Source organism: Pseudomonas sp. RGM2987 (assembly GCF_022952855.1).
Taxonomy (GTDB): domain Bacteria; phylum Pseudomonadota; class Gammaproteobacteria; order Pseudomonadales; family Pseudomonadaceae; genus Aquipseudomonas.
The window spans coordinates 36,264-53,304 of the sequence record NZ_JALJDX010000191.1 but is presented as its reverse complement, the minus strand read 5'-3'; the positions used below and the strand labels follow the sequence as shown (position 1 = coordinate 53,304).

11 protein-coding genes are annotated in these 17,041 nt (G+C 57.3%); 4 read left to right on the top strand and 7 right to left on the bottom strand.

Features of this window, described 5'->3' with window-relative positions:
• Positions 1-573: 573 nt before the first annotated feature.
• The 3 genes from RGM2987_RS13220 (at position 574) to RGM2987_RS13210 (ending at position 2,975) form a co-directional block, all read left to right on the top strand.
• Positions 574-798, top strand: coding sequence for a hypothetical protein (locus tag RGM2987_RS13220; RefSeq protein WP_053124246.1), 225 nt, complete (start codon positions 574-576; stop codon positions 796-798).
• Between the two features lie 275 nt (positions 799-1,073).
• A complete protein-coding gene (locus RGM2987_RS13215) occupies positions 1,074-1,556 on the top strand; it encodes a hypothetical protein (RefSeq protein ID WP_245141763.1) in 483 nt (160 codons plus the stop codon).
• A gap of 144 nt (positions 1,557-1,700) precedes the next feature.
• A complete protein-coding gene (locus RGM2987_RS13210; RefSeq protein ID WP_245141760.1) occupies positions 1,701-2,975 on the top strand; it encodes an outer membrane protein transport protein in 1,275 nt (424 codons plus the stop codon).
• An 89-nt stretch (positions 2,976-3,064) separates the two neighbouring features.
• Here the strand turns inward: RGM2987_RS13210 and RGM2987_RS13205 are convergent, their stop codons facing one another.
• The 3 genes from RGM2987_RS13205 to RGM2987_RS13195 form a co-directional block, all read right to left on the bottom strand.
• On the bottom strand, positions 3,065-3,616 hold the full coding sequence (locus RGM2987_RS13205; protein WP_245141758.1) for a glutathione peroxidase: 552 nt from the start codon (positions 3,614-3,616) through the stop codon (positions 3,065-3,067).
• A 180-nt stretch (positions 3,617-3,796) separates the two neighbouring features.
• Complete coding sequence (locus RGM2987_RS13200; protein WP_245141756.1) at positions 3,797-5,005, bottom strand: MFS transporter; 1,209 nt, start codon at positions 5,003-5,005, stop codon at positions 3,797-3,799.
• A 52-nt stretch (positions 5,006-5,057) separates the two neighbouring features.
• Entirely contained in the window at positions 5,058-5,462 is a 405-nt protein-coding gene (locus RGM2987_RS13195) for a MarR family transcriptional regulator (RefSeq protein WP_047736511.1), read from the bottom strand.
• A 442-nt stretch (positions 5,463-5,904) separates the two neighbouring features.
• On the opposite strand from RGM2987_RS13195, the gene RGM2987_RS13190 reads away from it, so the two are divergent.
• Positions 5,905-6,180: a LuxR family transcriptional regulator gene (locus RGM2987_RS13190; protein WP_280639917.1), complete on the top strand. Its 276-nt coding sequence runs from the start codon at positions 5,905-5,907 to the stop codon at positions 6,178-6,180.
• A 56-nt stretch (positions 6,181-6,236) separates the two neighbouring features.
• Here the strand turns inward: RGM2987_RS13190 and RGM2987_RS13185 are convergent, their stop codons facing one another.
• The 4 genes from RGM2987_RS13185 to RGM2987_RS13170 form a co-directional block, all read right to left on the bottom strand.
• A complete protein-coding gene (locus RGM2987_RS13185; RefSeq protein WP_245141754.1) occupies positions 6,237-7,898 on the bottom strand; it encodes a fibronectin type III domain-containing protein in 1,662 nt (553 codons plus the stop codon).
• Between the two features lie 6 nt (positions 7,899-7,904).
• A complete protein-coding gene (locus tag RGM2987_RS13180; RefSeq protein ID WP_245141751.1) occupies positions 7,905-11,558 on the bottom strand; it encodes a sugar-binding protein in 3,654 nt (1,217 codons plus the stop codon).
• A 127-nt stretch (positions 11,559-11,685) separates the two neighbouring features.
• Positions 11,686-14,574, bottom strand: coding sequence for a hypothetical protein (locus tag RGM2987_RS13175; RefSeq protein ID WP_245141748.1), 2,889 nt, complete (start codon positions 14,572-14,574; stop codon positions 11,686-11,688).
• Positions 14,575-14,615: 41 nt separating this feature from the next.
• A complete protein-coding gene (locus RGM2987_RS13170) occupies positions 14,616-17,012 on the bottom strand; it encodes a hypothetical protein (RefSeq protein ID WP_245141745.1) in 2,397 nt (798 codons plus the stop codon).
• Positions 17,013-17,041: the final 29 nt, after the last annotated feature.

Genomic DNA, 17,041 nt, shown 5'->3' with positions numbered 1-17,041 from the left:
TTTATTTTCCGTCCAATCCGCGGGCGATTGCCGCTTTGTTTGCGCCTGATCTTGAAGCCGCCTTCGCGAGCAAGCCCGCTCCCACAGGGGCAAGGCGATTTGAATATTTTTAACCAACGCCCTTCCCATCCGGCATTCGATCCGTTACTATCCGCGCCGTTAGTACCAAGCTGAAAGTCAATTCCGGGTCGAATACATCTCCAACGGTCAGCCCTCCTCACGGGAAGCCTTACCGATAAAAAGAGACCGATCCCCTCGATGGTTTCCAGGTAAACCTTGCGCCAACACAGCCTTTGATCGAATGCGAAGGGTGTTGCCAGGCTCATTACTCTGACCGAACCAACCTGCAAAATTGATCAGGATCTTCACCCAGGGCCCAGAACCTTTGCCCTTGATGTGTTGCCTGCCCTCCTGAGTACCTACCTGCCGGCCCAAGCGCGCACTTTATACAGCGCTCAAACTGGCTGCTTTGTTCCAGTCGGGTTCTTCGTTCGACCAATGGTGGTCGACGTTACTGGAACGTTTTAACGCTGCACGGTTCTTAACCGTGTCAATTGCAGGAACACCCATAACATGTCCAATCAAATCCATGCACAGGATGCTATCCGCACCCTCACCAACGCTTTTGCTCCAATGAACTGCCTGATCATGGCCGCTCGCAAAGGCTGCTTCAGCTTTACCCTGGTCAACGAACACGGCATCGCTCGCCACAGCGAACGCCTGTACCCCGATCAATACTCCAGCGCAGAACCGCTGCAGGCCGTGATCGAGCGTACCCGTCAGGCACTGGTTGCCTGAGACGCAGGAACAGCTGAAACCTCAAAGGCCCCGCCCAAAAAGCGGGGCTTTTTATTGCCTCGGATTTCTCAAACAAGCGCAACGGCGTAAGCACCAAGGGATATAACGGTTATAACCGTTCGCTGAAGATGTTTTAAAAACAGTCCTTTACAGCTGGAATATGACACTACACTTCAAGTCAAGCGGCTTGATCCGCTTCCGGCGGGGCCTGAACCGATCCACCGCTGCCAAGCCCACACCATCAGGCCCTGCCCTTTTAACGTCTCGAGGGGTTTATGGGTATCGCTGCCAGCGAACTGTGTCGATATGTGATCCGCCCGACGCTTCTTTACCTGGAATGTCACAGTGCAACGGCGGAATCGTTGCTGCTGGGCATCGCAGCCAGCCAATCAGCCTTGGGTGCTGCCTTGCATGGCCGACGCGGGCATGGCCTGTATCGCATCACCGAACCCCGCCACCGCGCACTCTGGGATCATTACCTCGCACAGGATCCGGAGCGCGCCAGCCTGGTGCGGGGCCTGGCCAGCCAGCACGCTTTCCTCAGCGGTCCGCACTTGGAATTGACCGTCAACCTGCGCTACGCCACCGCCATCGCCTGGCTTCTGGTGGAAGAACAAAATACCCCGCTTCCCGAAGCCGATGACCTGCTGGGCATGGCCCGGATCTGGCGACAGACGTTTCATCCCCAAGGGCGCCTGAGGGATTTCGCCTGCGCCTGGCAAAGCTGTGTTTCACCTTTGAATCAGGTCGCCTGCTGACGTGGAATTTGGAAAGTTCCTACAACAGTCTCGAATCTGGTCGGATTGTCCTACAAAACCGCTCTAAATCAGGCCATACAAGCTATAGCGCTTGAACGAAAATATTGGTAATTTTCGCCCCGGTGACCATCAGGAGTTCTAACAATGAAAAAAATCATGCTCAAAACCACCCTTGGCCTTGCCGTGACCTTGGCATCCACTCAACTTTTCGCCAGTGGCTTTGCCTTGAACGAACAAAGCATCAGTGGCATGGGCACTGGTTTCGCGGGTCGTTCGTCTTCTGCCGACGATGCAAGCACCGTATTTGGCAACCCTGCCGGCATGTCGCGCCTCAAGCGCCAGCAAGTGACCGGTGGCTTTGCTGTCATTGACGCCTCTACCGATATCGATGACGCCAGCGGCACTCAATCGGGTACCAACAAGGGCGACATGGTCCCCTTCACCGGCGTTCCGATGGGCTATTACGTCAAGCCTATCGACGACCAGTGGGCTTTCGGCCTGGGCGTCTACGCGCCGTTTGGCTTGATCACCGATTATGAAAACGGCTTCCAGGGCCGCAGTTTCGGCAGCAAGAGCGAAGTGAAGGTCGTCACCTTCCAGCCAACCGTCAGCTACGCCTTCAACGACAAGGTATCGATCGGCTTCGGTCCGACCATCAACCGTCTTTCCGGCTCCCTGGAATCGCAGCTGGGCGTACCAAACCTGCCCGAGGCCGGCGTAGAGATCAAGGGTGACGACATTGGCTACGGCTACAACGTCGGCGTGCTGGTCCAGGCAACCGACACCACTCGTGTCGGCCTGACCTACCATTCCAAGGTCAAATATAAGCTTGAAGGCCACACCGAAGTGACCCCCGGTGCCGGCATGCCTGCTGCCCTGCTTACCAACGGTCGCTACGACGCTTCGCTGGACATTACCACGCCTGAGTCGGTGGACTTTTCGGTCACCCAACAAATCAACGATGCCTGGACCGTCTACGCCGGCAGCACCTGGACTCGTTGGAGCCGCTTGAAAGAAATCACCGTGGAAAACGAAGGCACCGGCAGTGGCGGTGGTCTACTGAACCCTGCTCTGGGCACCATCACCGAAGAACAGAACTGGCACGACACCTGGGCCTACGCCATCGGTACATCCTACCAGTTGAACAAACAGTGGGTACTGCGTACCGGCCTGACCTTCGACCAGTCGCCAACCAATAACACCGACCGTTCGCCACGCATCCCTACCGGTGACCGGACCATCTTCAGCCTGGGCGCCGGCTGGAGCCCGACCGACGACCTGACCATCGACGTGGCTTATTCCTACCTGAAGGAAGAAAAAGTCAAGGTCAGCGGCAGCAACGTTCTGGGTCAGTCCTACAACTCTGAGTACGAAAACAGCGCAAACGGCTTCGGCGTCGGTGCAACCTATCGCTTCTGATGTCGCACGGCGAAGCTGAACCCTTCGCCATTCGAAACAAAAAAAGCCCCGCACTCTGCAAAGAGGCGGGGCTTTTTCGTGGCTGGCGATCAGGGCTTGGAGGCAATGGCGGCTTCCACGGCCTTGATGAACTCGGGATCGTCGGGTTTGATCCGGCTGGAAAAGCTGGCGACCACCTTGCCCTGGCGGTCCACGACGTACTTGTAGAAATTCCACTTCGGCGCGCCGGACTGTTCGGCCAAGTGCTTGAACAGCGGGATGGCATCGCTTCCCCGCACCGGCTGCGGTTCGGTCATGGTGAAGGTCACGCCATAGTTGACGTAGCAGACCTTGGCCGTTTCCGCGCCGTCCTTGGACTCCTGCTTGAAATCATTGGACGGCACGCCCAGTACCTGCAGCCCCTGGTCCTTGTAGCGCTGGTTAAGTGCCTCGAGGCTTTTGAACTGCGGGGCGAAGCCACAGAAGCTAGCGGTGTTGACCACCACCAGCGGTTTGCCGGCGAAGCGTTGGCACAGATCAATGGTTTCCTTGGCCCGCAGCTTGGGCAAGGAACCTTCCAGCAGCGGCGGGCAACCCGCAGCCCAGACGGGCCCGGCCATGGCCAGTAACAGAGTCGGAACAGCAAGCCAGCGCATCAGCATGTCGGTATTTCCTTATAAGCACGTCTTCACGACCTTACGCGCCGAGCCCATCGCCGTCCATCGTTCAGCACGTCCCCATGCCCAGTTGCATCAAGGCCAACCCGCCCTGATGCCAGCCCCACCAGGCCAGTGCCAGCAACAAGCCAGCACCGATGCCAAGCAACCACGGGCCGACGCGACTCATGCCGCCCCCACCTGGACCTGCAGGCGCGCCACCGGACGCTCCCGCACCGGCCAGTTCAACGCCGCCGCCAGCAGACTGAGCAGGATTGACACCTGCCAGATCAAGTCGTAGCTGCCGGTGTGGTCGTACACCACCCCGCCCAGCCAACCGCCGAGGAACGAGCCCAACTGGTGGAACAGGAACACGATCCCACCGAGCATCGACAGATTTCGCACACCGAACAAGGTCGCCACCGTGCCGTTGGTCAAAGGCACCGTCGACAGCCACAGCAAGCCCATCGCCATGCCAAACAGATAGGCCGTGGTGGTGGTCACGGGCAGCCACAGGAACAAACCGATCACCAGCGCCCGCAACAAGTACAACCCGGTCAGCAAGCGCGGCTTGGACATGCGCCCGCCCAGCCAACCGGCGGTGTAGGTACCGACAATATTGAACAGCCCGACCAGCGCCAGCACCGTCGTCCCGACGCTCGCCGGCAGATGTTGGTCCACCAGATACGCCGGCAAATGCACGCCGATAAACACCACCTGGAAACCACAGACAAAGAAACCGATCGCCAGCAGCCAGAACCCGGAATGGCTGCACGCCTCGCGCAAGGCTTCAGACAAGGTCTGCTCATGGCCGACGGTGGGCATTGGCGTGTCCTTGAGCATGCTCACCAGCGGCACAATCAGCGCCACCAGCAAACCCAGCACCAACAGCGCAGCCGACCAGCCGAGCCAACCGATCAACCCCAAGGTGCCCGGCAACATGGCGAACTGGCCGAAGGAACCGGTGGCACTGGCGACGCCCATGCCCATGCTGCGTTTCTCCGGCGGCACCGCCCGACCGACCACGCCCAGGATCACCGAGAACGAGGTGCCGGACAGGCCGATGCCGATCAGCAATCCGGCGCTCAACGACAGCGACCACGGCGAATCCGAAAGGCCCATGAGCACCAGGCCGACGGCATACAGAACCCCACCGATCAGCACCACCTTCGCCGCGCCGAAGCGGTCGGCCAGCGCGCCAGTAAACGGCTGCGCCAAACCCCAGATCAGGTTCTGCAAGGCGATGGCAAAGGCGAACACCCCACGCCCCCAGCCGAACTCGGCGCTCATGGGCGACAGGAACAGGCCGAAGCCATGCCGCACGCCCAGGGACAACGCCAGGATCAGCGCGCTGCCCACCAGGACCCAACCACAGGTACGCCACATCGATGTCATTCTTATTCTCCGCTCGCGGGTATATACCCGCTTGTAATCGAACGAGGCGACGTCACGCCAACTCGTCCAGCAAGGCCAGCAATGCCGTGCGCTTCTCGGCGCCCAGCTTATCGATCAATCGTTGTTGCGCCGCCTCCCAGGCCGGCAATGCCGCCGCCAACCGGGCGTGCCCGGCGTCGGTCAGCACTACGATACGATTACGCAGGTCCTCCCCCTCGGCCAGCGCCACCAACCCCTCGCCCTCCAGCACCCGCAGGTTTCGCCCCAGGGTGCTGCGGTCCAGGCCCATGGCCTCGGCCAGGGAAGAGATACTCGGCTGATCCAGGCGCGCCAGGTTGCTCAGCAAAGAATACTGGGCAACATTGATCCCGAAGCCGTCGAGGGCGCCGTCGTAATACCTGCTGACGCCACGGGCGGCGCGACGCAGGTTGATGCACAGACATTGGGAAGGAAGCATGGGTGCGTGTATATACCCGCGATTGCCGGAATGCAAATTTAAATCTTGAAAGGCGCCCCCTGTGGCGTGGGGATTTATCCCCGCTGGGTCGCGCAGCGGCCCCAGATCCTGGACGCAATCCCCCTGATACGCCGCAGGCGATTGGCTTGAGGGCCGCTTCGCAGCCCAGCGGGGATAAATCCCCTCGCCACAATGAAGCGGTCAAACTGTGAAATTTCCAGCGATATCAAGCGCTTCAGCTCACAACTTTCTCAACGAATTCTCACTGGAGCCTCGCACCTGTCATGTCTGACAGGTTTCAGCGGGTTTGAATCGAGCTATAACGAACCCCTGCCTCCGCCCCACAGGGTCTCAAGCCGGGCCGTGCGAACCATGCCATCCAGCAGTAGGAAGATTCCGCCGCCCCCACGCCATCAATGATGATGAATGGGAGATTTCGTTCATGTACCACACCACCGTTGTTTCCGGACACTCATCGCCCTATCAGGATCGCTTCCAGCCTACTGAGAGCAAGCAACCGCAGAAAATCCGACTGACAAACCGCGAGAAAGAGTTCCTGCAATGGAGCGAGGTCGGCAAGTCCTCCTGGGAAATCGCCATGATCGTCGATTGCAGCGAGGCTAACGTCAATTACCACTTCAATAACATTCGCCGAAAATTCGGCGTCAGTTCGCGTCATCTCGCGGGGAAGATTGCGCGTGAGCAGGGGTTGATCTAAGGGATGACCGACAAGATCCCTATCATGCTGGCCAAACCATGCTATATCCAAAACCGTCAGCCTTTCACTTCGACCTCTATTGAAGCTGGCTCGGAAGCGTTCCCAGAAGTATCCAAAGCACAGACGTCAAATGTATACGTGCCTGGTAGCAAGTCTGCCGCGGTGTAGTGAGCCAGAGGGGTGGTGTCGAAATATTCGCAATTGTTGTAAATGACATAACCACACAGACCGATATCATCCGTTGACGCTTGCCAGGTCAATGTCACTGAGTCGGATGTCGACGCCGTCTGAAGAAGATCCTTCGGGACACTCGGCGGCGTCGTATCTCTGGGCGTATAGGTAAGCGTTATCGCCTCGGACAATTGCCCAAAATAATTAAATGTCTGCAGCTTTATTGAGTACTCGATATCGGGAACGAGATCGTCAAGCCTGCATTCCTTGGCCAAAGCTATATTTCTGTACTCTTCATTGATGTTAATCCTGGTACCGGTCACGGCCTCTCCTTCCCCCTGGGTCCACTGCAGTTGGGCTGAAGTTGAAGTCAGGGGCGTGACACTTACATCTGTTGGTTCGAGGGGAGGCGGGACCGGAGCATCCCCAGTGGTTTTGAATACCGTCACAGGGCCAGGAGCGGAAAGGTTTCCATCTGCATCCCGCGCGCGGACGAACACCCAATAATAGGCGCCGCTGATCAATCCCAGGATTCTCTGGCTGGCAACGGGGCTAAGGAAGATATAAGGAAAACCATTTACGAAAACCCTGTAGCCGGTCACCCCTACATTGTCGCTGGACGGCGGCCATTGCAGGTCCACCGACTGATCGGTGATGTTAGTAGCCACTGGTTTTCCGGGCCGGGTGGGGGCAACGACGTCATTCAGGACGGTTTCAAACGTCGTGGTCTCCGATACCTGTTCATCAAGTCCGGCATAGACCTCGAATCTGAAAACATGTGGAGGAGAACCGGGAGACAGTTCATCAAGTTCGAAATTTAAACCCAGCGGCCCCGCTGAAAAGGGCCTGCCGTTAATCGAAACCTCATGGGTCGGCCAGGCGCCATACATAGGGTCCCAGGACAGCCTGCACATGCCGGCGTGGTGTTTCAGTTTCAAATTCGACGGAGGCCTCAACTGCGTTTTAAACGCGACGCAAGTGGGCTCGGATGAACCGGCTGTATTGAAAGCCACGACCTTCACCCGATAAAGAACGCCACTGCGCAAATGCTCCAGATTGAACGCGGGTTGAGGGGGCTGCCCTACAATAAAATCATTGAGATAAACCCGGTAGCGAACGGTATCGACATTGCTGCTCGATGGCGCCCAATCCAGCCTCGCTGACCCAAACGACACTTCAGTGACCCTGAGTGCCCCCGGTTGGCTGGGAGGCGCAGGCCTTATACGCAAGAAGTGAACGCTGGGCTCCGAGACGATGTTCCCGACTGCAATGGCCCTGATATGAACGATGTAAGGAACATCGGCCGTCAGCCCGATCATTACACAAGGCGAGCGCGCCACTATTTTTGCAGGAAAACCCTCCACGGCCACTTCATACCCAATGGCGTTGGGGCACAAAGGGCACGAGGCATAAGGCTCATCCCAACTCAGCGTGACAGCAGCCGGTGCCTGCGTGTCCCTGACAAGGCCTGGCGCGCAGATTCGGGGCGGTGCTGCCGAAGTTGCGGCAGCACTCTGGCAAGGATCATTGACGGACGAGCGATCCATGTCCACTTATCCAGCAGCGCTGATTTGAGTCAAACGACCCAGGGCGTCGTATTCCAGATGACGACCTTCCTCGTCCTGAATCATATGGCCGTCTGCATCGTACTCGAGCAATATTTCGGGCGGATACCCAGGAATCCCGGTATTGGTCACTTTGCGCAGTTGCGCCGGGTCCCGCGCCGGGTCCTGTGTGTCATAGGTATAACGGGCAGTATTGATACCTTCGGGGGACGTCGTGATCACACGGGTCAGATTGTCGATCGCATCGAATCCGAATACCTGGGAGAGGATGCTTTTGCCATAAGGATCGACAGGCGGTTCGCTGCCCTCACAGGTGTAGAGCACCAAACGCCCCCGCAGATCGTACTCGTAAACTTCCTTGCGCAATAACACCTGTCCCTGGCGCAAGGTTCGCTCGCTCAACGCGTCCACTTCGTTATACACCTGGGTCAGTTGCTGCTCGACGCCGTCAAGGTCAAACGTGCGTTGTATTTCTCGTCCCATCCCGTCGTACTCCAGGCGGGTGGTCACGCTTTGCCCGCTGCTGCTGTCCTCGGTGCGAATGGAACTGAGTTGCGCCAGGCTATCGAAGGTAAAGTCCGAAGACGTGGTGCCCAGGCGCGTCCGCTCGAGAAGGTTCGTTGTCCTGTCATAGGTATATGACTGGGTTTGTGCGAGTACGTCGGTGTAATTCAACAGCAGGCCCAGTCGGCTGTACTCATAGCTCATCGCATAAGTACTCCCCTCTTGCACACGCGTCTCGGCTTTCAAATCGCCGGTCGAAAAGTATTCACGGGAGAGCTCCAGCCCACTTTCCTTGCAACTGACAAGTCGAGCGTTTTTCCCATCGCGTATGTATTCGGCCGTAACATCGCCGGGTAAGCGCCGTTGACTGGGCTCCTCGCCCAACTGAGGTTGGTAGACATAATGGATCAGTTGATTGCTGGCAGTGGTCAGGGTCGCCGGTTGGGACTGCCCGGGCTCGTAGGTAAAACGCTGCTTGCGGCCACCCGTGGTCGATTCGACCATACGCCCCAGCCCATCGAAAACCTGTTGGCCCAATTCGATGCCATCGACACTTATTTCGGTCGGCAGGTCATCTGTACTGTGCAGCGCATAACCACGTCGGACGGTCGCTCCACCGGGCAGGACAGTGGTCAGCATGCGATCGAAGGCATCGTAGGTGTACTCGGTCGTTGCATCACGGGCATCGGTCTCCTTGACGGTTCGCCCGAGACCGTCATAACCGTATCGGTGCCGACTGATCAACGTTCCATCGGTCTCGAAGCGCTCTATGCGATCAGGTTTTTCCAGCAGGTTCAGGTAGGTCACTGTCCTGCCGCTGACTTTGGCATCGGTGCCGCTGCCTTCACGCCATTGGGTCTGGATGGGGCCTGACCATTGCGCAGAACCTATCGGGTTGGTTTCTTCATGGACCTTGACCCTGTCCGGCCCAGTGACACTGCACTGCTGGGCCCACCCGTCGTACTCATAGGTGGAGGTTAGCGCCACCTGTAGCGCACCCCGCCAATCGTATTGTGTTTCCTCGATCAGATTGCCCAACCGGTCATATTTCGCCGAGTAGGTCTGACGGTAATCCTGGGCACGCAGGGGGTTGTCGGCGTCATCGCGCTCCTCATACACCGGGCGGTTGAGCCCGTCGACACGGGCCCGGGTCCGGACGCCCTTGACATCAGTCATCACTTGCTCAGCCCGTTGCCCGTCCAGGGCCGTCAGCAGGTAGGAATAACGGCGTGTGGCTTCGAACTCCGGCTCATCCGGTGCAACGGTTTCGGTCTCCACGCGATTCAGCGCATCGTACGTGTAGCGGATCTTCACGCCATTGTCGTCGCGGGTCAGCAGAGGCTGTCCGTGAAGCAATGAGTCCTCACTGACAATCTTCTTTCGAACTTCGAAGCCAGGCGCATCATCGTGCCCAATAAAGGTTTCGGTGGTCTCAAGCACCGTCCCTCCGGCCATCACGCTGGTGAGGGTGGCGTACTCGTACCGTTGCGTACTGGTGGTGCCATTGAGGGTGGTTCGCTGGCTGAGCAGGCGGCCATGCAGGAATGCATCGCCTGGCAGTTCGTGGTATTCGAGCAGGGTCTGCTGCAAGATGGTTTCACGCGTGCCTTCAACCTGCACCAGGGTTTCGCTGTCGACCGCCAGCCAGACCTCCATCCCGCTGTTGATCAGCGGCGGATGGTCCGTATACCGCCGGCGGGTGCTTAACGTCGGCGCTCCAGGCTCGCCTTGGGGCGACGGGATCACGGTTGTGTCCTTGAGGTTGCGCGTGAAACGGTCGGGCGGGCAGCCGTCTTCGCCATTTTTTGAATAGTAGGTGTAGACGGTCTTGATGCCACTGGGCTCGACCTGCTCGGTCTGGTTGCCGTTTTCGTCGTAGGCGCTGACGGCGGTTTCGGCGCGGTACTGGCTCGCGTCATTGTCCAGCTCCCAACTGGTGGTGACAGCCTTGGGCATCTGGAACTGAGGCAACTGGCGCTCGAACGCCACATCCTCGGCGTAATACCGGGTTGCGACACGCAAGACGCAGTGTTCCTGCGTGGTGATTTCTTCAGTCAGCAAGTGGAAGCGGTTGTAGGTGCGTTCCACCCGGCGCGCCGACTGGCCGCCGGCCATTAAGCTGGCGGTGCTGCCGTATTCATAACTGGCGCTCAGTTTGTACAGCGGGTCCATCCCCTCTTCCCAACTGACGGTTGTACCGGCACCGAGGAAATTGTGGGCGGTGTAGCTGTAGACCATCTCGATCATTGTGTCATCGACGTTCGCCTGGCCGAAGTCCGGGTAGCTGCGATGGCGGGTGACCCGTGGCAGATTGGGCCGCGTGACGCCGCCGGGATAGGGATGCCCGTTGTCGGCGTACTCGATGGTTTCACGGCCGCCGACCGGGGTCTTGACCTCGTGCAGGCAGAGGATGTTGCGAATCGGCCCGTTGCCGTAGCCAAAGCGCCAGGAGCCTTTGTCGGGGGTGGGTAGGACAATTTCAGTGACCCAACCGCTGGCGTTGAGCTTCATTTCATAGCGTGCCAGCGCCGCGCCGCCGGGCCCCACGTCAGGGCGCACGAGAAACTCCACCCATTCATCGCCTGTGTGACGATTGATGCGCAGCAGCTCGCCCTGGGCATCGCTGATGCTTTGCAGACGCTGGCCGCCACGGAACGATGCATACGCCAGCGTCAGGCTGTGACCGGTGGGCGCAGTGAGACTCACGGGCAATGCCACCCGGTCGTTCTGGCTACCGCCGACCTGAAGCACCTCGACCAGCCCCGACTTGTGCAGGACGCGATATCGATCACTGCCGAGATTTTCGAAGTGGAAGGTGTCGAGCTTCTTTTCCCGGATGTCCGGAGTCGTCCCGCTCCCAGTGACCTTGAAGGTCTCCCCGGTGCTCAGGGCCAGGATACTGTCATGAGGGGTAAATTGGGACAGGTTGAGGTTCCAGCCAACCCCAAAGCCGGAGTCCAGGGTGTTGATCGGGTTGAAGGTCAGATTCAAGGGAAACGCCGGGCCGCTGAGCCAATTGCTCTGCACCTCGGGCAAGTCGATGGACAGCGTGTATTGACCGGTGCGTGGGTCAACGCCGCCCTGCACATAACTCATGAAACTGAATGCCTGGGAGTGCACGGCACTGGAAGTGGTCATGGTTTATCTTCCTCATTAAATAACAAGTACCGACATGCTCTTACAAAGACCAAAAGAAAAAGTTAATCGCTGGGTTGTCATGAATAACAACCCAGGTCTACCACAGCGCATCAGCTACTTATGCAAGTTATCTTCTAGACAGAACCAACTTGTTACGACTGTCTTCACGGGTCGGCGATTCGAACGCAACCGCCAGGGAATGCCGATTGCCTTCTTCATCGAGCAGGACAAGATGGACAGCGGGGTCGAGTTTCTGACGATACAGCTTTCGCTTATCACCGCCGGCCCGCCCGTCATACCAATATTCCACGTCATCGGTGCGGTGCAGGCTGATCACCAGTTCACCTTGGCCTGGCGGTTCCCCGTCGAATGAGGTCTTCAGGTCTTTTTGGTAACCTCTCATCATCCCCCACAAGTAAGGATCGAACGATAATCCCTCGGGCGCTGGACTGTCGCTATTCTCAAAGTTGGCAGGATTGAAGGCATAGCCGGTGTAGCTGAAATACGTCTCATCGATCAACTCGCTTTCCCACTGGATCGTCGAAATATTGTTTTCAATAAGCAGAGTACTGAAGAGGATCGGATCGATTCCGCGCCGTGAATAACTGAGGTACCAGTAATCAAGGGATTGACGGTAATAGCTGAAGTAATCCCATTCCGGATTCGTCTGACTAGGTGGTTCATCATGCCCGTCGTCATCCGTCGTCTTGCGCTCACGTTTAAACTCATAGTGAGACAGCGCGGGCGCTGCGGGCCTGATGCCCTGCACCGTCACCTCATGGTTTTCCCCTCTGTCATCCGTGGAGTTATGGGTGCCGTAGGGCGAATCGAATCGCGCAAAGAACGTGTGACTACCTTCGCGTGCAACCTGTATATAAAGCTGACGATAACGTACGCCGTTATTTCTAGGCGTCGGTGGCGCCAGCGCCTCCGTTCGCGCCGCTGTCGCTGAAAAGTACCTGAAGCGGTTTCTTGTCTTGCTGACCGCCCAGTGGAGGTCACTGCCGTATTCAATGCCCTCTTGGCCCACCGGTATGAACGGCACTGTATTGTTGGTTATTTTATCGACCAGCCTGAGCGTCGCCAGCTCGGCATCGCTCACCGGTATGTAGATCTCCTGTCCGCCAATGGTGACTGATTGGGTTGCAATGGTGACAATGACGGGAATTTGTTGGAAGCCATTGCTGAAACAGCGGTCCAGGCCGTTATTGACCGCAACTGAAAACTCCGCAAGCTCCAGCCAGCGAGGTTCCGGCTGCACTTGTTCGGACAGCTGGATAATGCTGAAGCCAGATGCTCTGACCACCCCGTTGACCAAGTAGGAACACCTCACCACACTGATTCGGGATCGAGGTTGGGCCGGCGGTGTGAATACCCCATTGCTATCCACGCTTCCTTCGCCGATCACCGCCCATAGGACGTCATCGTCAGGATGCACATCGGCATACAACTGAATCGGATCGCTGGCGGATATCGCTGCGACATAGGACGGCTCGACCGGCAGCGTGTGGGCCGCACGGAGCAACACGATGCTTGCCTCAATTGTTTCGCTGGTCTGCGTATCAGTCACCAGGATCCTCTGGATAGCCAGCGGGTCGGTCTGGCTGGCGGGCGGGGTGTAGGTCGCACGATTGTTATCGATCACCTCCAGCCTGCCTTGCTCCGGCGAAAGCGAAGGCCAGCGCAAGCTCCCACCGCCCAGGGTCGTCACGGTCAACCCGACAGGCGTGGGGGTGCTCCCAACGCCACGCACGGTCACACGTGGCGAAATATTCATGCTTTCGAAAACCCCAAGCACCAGGCCTGAGCTCTTCGCGGGCTTGCCCCCTTTTGTGTATTGCGCGGTTACTATGATCGGCTGCTGCTCTTTACCCATTCGCGTCTGAATTGGCGGCGTATAAACCCCGCTCGACGTGATATCGCCCACAGAGAGTGGGCTCAGGGGGTTGCTGACGCTCCACTGGGCGCTGACGCTGGAGCCGTCGCTCTTGCGCGCGACAAACGTCTGAGGCCTGCCATCACTCTTCAGGCTGATGAACGCCGGCTCGACGGTTACCGTTTCGGAGGTCGGTTCAATATTGCCCAGCACCAGCAAATCATGGGGCGTATGGCGGCCCTTTTCGATGAAGAAATTATCGCCCGGGAACAGCAGGTTCTTCAGTACGTCGAGCTGTACATCATCGAGCAGTTCGATCCATTCCCTGTTCAGCACCAGCGACGCCGAATACAGGTTCTTTCCTCCTGCTTTGTCATCCGGGATCAGATAAGGGAAGTTGCTGCCTTCAACAGGAATTCCGTCTCCATTTTCATCATGGATTTTCAGGCGGACAAACAACAGAACCGCGCCATCCTCCGGGTTCGCTGAAGTCGGGGCCTTCTGCGTACGAATATAGAAGCCGGTGGGGCTCAATGGGTTATAACCACTGAAGTCAAACAGCCCCAATTCGAAAATGCGTTGATCCTCGGGCAGCACCGCCAAGCGACTTTGAATCAATGCCGCCACGTGTTTATCCACTCCAGGCATGCCGCCCAGATTGCAGGTCATCTGCATGTCACTCGACACATCCAGGGTCACCCGCCCGCGCTTGTCCACTTCCCCCACGATCGGGCTGAGGTTGAGCCTCATCTGGATTTTGTAGCCCATGGCTTCAGTAATACTGAAGCTGGATAGCAAGCGTACCGCGCCGCCCCCCATCGGATGACTCCTGGCGGTGTAGGTGCCACTGACGATGTTCAGGGTCAATGTCACCTTGGACTGGTTCAACGATGCCGACTCGAATGACAGCACCGGCTTGCCCAACAGCAGGCCATCCAATGTCATCGATTCCGTTCGATCATCGATGTACGCCACACCGCTGATGGGCGGAATGAAACGTCCCTCATGCAACCAGGTCAGGTATTGGGTTTCCAGCAAACGGTTGAGTTGCTCGCGACCAAACGCGACGATCGCGCCCCACCCATTGGTGATGGAGCGCCCTGCCATATCATTCAGCAGACTTTCCAGGGAATTGGACATCATCATTCTCCAACTATGAGCGGTAACGGCCGGCAGCCGAACTAGTCGTCGGCACGGAGCATCCGCACCGTTTCGGGCACACTGAACAACGGCAACGGCAAGATGATGTAGCCATCATCCGAAGGGCGACCAGTCTGCGGAGGAGGCGTCAGGACGGTGATGACCAAGAATCTGTCCGGCCCCGCAGGGTCCAGCGTCAGCACGCCGGTGACAGCATCGATTCGCGCGGAACCGCCACCCAGCAGCACCCGCCATTGCTCATTCCAATCACCGGGATTGATCGGGCCATCCTCACCCATGATCGACAACTGGAGTTGGTTCTCCGGCAAGGTGGCCGCTTCATTGATCACCACTTGGTGAATTGCCGGCCGGTGCAGCACCAACACACTGGCCGTCTCCCTTACCCCGGTCCGTGGGTTGGTCACTACGATGGTATCGACGGTGGGCGACGATTTCGGGATGGCAGGCCCCGGCACGTAGCTGTGGTCCTTGTCGGCGGTCGGGTTAGGCCGCACTTCAGCCCCCGAGCTCGGATCCTGGATGCTCCAGTCCAACCGCCCGCCATCCGCGGCGCCGGCTGAAACGTCATGGGCCAATGAATCCCCCGCCGTGGCGATCATGATCAGCGGGTTGACGGCCAGGCTGCGCTTCGAAACGCCGACCAGCGCCGAGCTGGTGTGGGTGCCGTCAGTGGCGGTGATCACGACCCGCACGGAACTGCGCTGGATCTGGGCGTCGGTGGGCGGGGTATACAGGCCCGTGTTGGTGATGGTGCCCTTGGGCACGGTCTCGCCGAGGATGTTGCGCACCGACCAGGACAAACCGCTGCGATGCGGCTCGGTGGCAAACTGGTGGGCAACGGTGTGGGGGATGATGGGCTCCAGTTCGGTGATGCTGAAGGCTGACTGTTTGGGGCCGACGTGGCCGAACAGAGCCCAGTCAGTTGGGGTATGAACACTCTGAAGACTTATCGAATCCTCACCGCGGAAAAGCAGGCTGTTAAGGGTAAAAATATTGAGGCTGGGTAAGGTGGAGATAAAACGCTCGTAGGCTGCCCCCAACGTCGCGGTTAACTTATTCTGATAAATCTCGCGAAGTAAATCATAGTCGTCAGCCGTTAAATAGCGCCAGCCAGTCGAGCTCACCAAATATTGTTGCGCATCAATCTGCTCGTTCCTCCTCGCAAAATTCAAATTCCCATTATCAATCAAAAGCTCAAAACTCAGGGAACCCCCATATACAAATAGAACCTCTGCTGATTCGTTATACGTCACACCTTTATATTTACGAAGAATACTAGGTGGCTGCATTTGTGAGCCGACCACAGCCAAACCGCAATACTTTATTTCCCCTCCCTCCCCCACCCATGACGGATGACCGGGCGTAATAAAGGAGAAGAAGGATGGCCCCCCCTCCCAATTATGATAAAATTTTAACTCAAGATTCGGAATCTCAATATCGAACGTAGAATTACTCACCAACCCCCACGGCTCTTTAATTCCCCCTTTCATTCCACGAATGCCATAAAAAACATTGTCGATAATAATATCCCTATACTCAAATTCGGGCAGTTGATTAATTTTCCTCAATCCATTGGCCATAATTTTCTCTTTGACCATATCGCAGGCAAGCAATACCGTTACGGTATGGCCTTCTGGCAGCAAATACTTAAGGTCCGCATTATCGCCAGGCGGTCTGCCATTGGCATCACCCTCCATGGCAACGAAAACCAATACCGCACCTTCGCCCTCGTCTTCATCGGCTAATAGCCTGGCACCAGAGTCTTTTTTATTGTGAGTGCGGATCACGAACTTAGAAGGCTTCAAGAATTGATCAGGTTCAAACCTCAATTCGTTTAATACGAATGTTCGCTGCGCTTGCGGCAACCCCTTGAAGTGGTTTTTGAAACGTTCGCCCGCCACCCTTTGCAAGCGTTCGGATGGCATATCAATCAACCGGTAATTATCGCCCTCCGAAATATCGAGTTCCACCCGACCCGCCGAGGTGACCGAGCCGGTGCTCGCCAGAAGATCAATATCAAACTTCAGCCCAGGCCCATCCAGCACATCTTTCTCGGCAACCCGGGTCAGTGACCACTGTTGGGCGCCTTCCTGTTTACTGAAAGACAGGTGCGTTCCACCTACTTCTTTCATCGTCAATTTAGCCGAAGATTTCTGCAGGCTGGATCCGGCAAACGACAGTCGCGGCGCGTCCATTTGATAGTTATGCAGAAAGTCCTTTTGTGTCGGCGTCGTCGTGTCCCGTATTTCTTCGGTGATCGGCTGCATGAAGTCACCGGTACTGAAGCGGGTGATATACTCCTGCCGCAACACTTTGTTGGTTTCACTGCGACCATAAGCGAGAATCGCTCCCCAACCTAATGTCCGAGGCTCTTCTTTAAGCCAGTCCAATAAAGTATCAACAGAATTGATTTCCATGGCTGAATCCTCTCAACTGAGAATCGAAC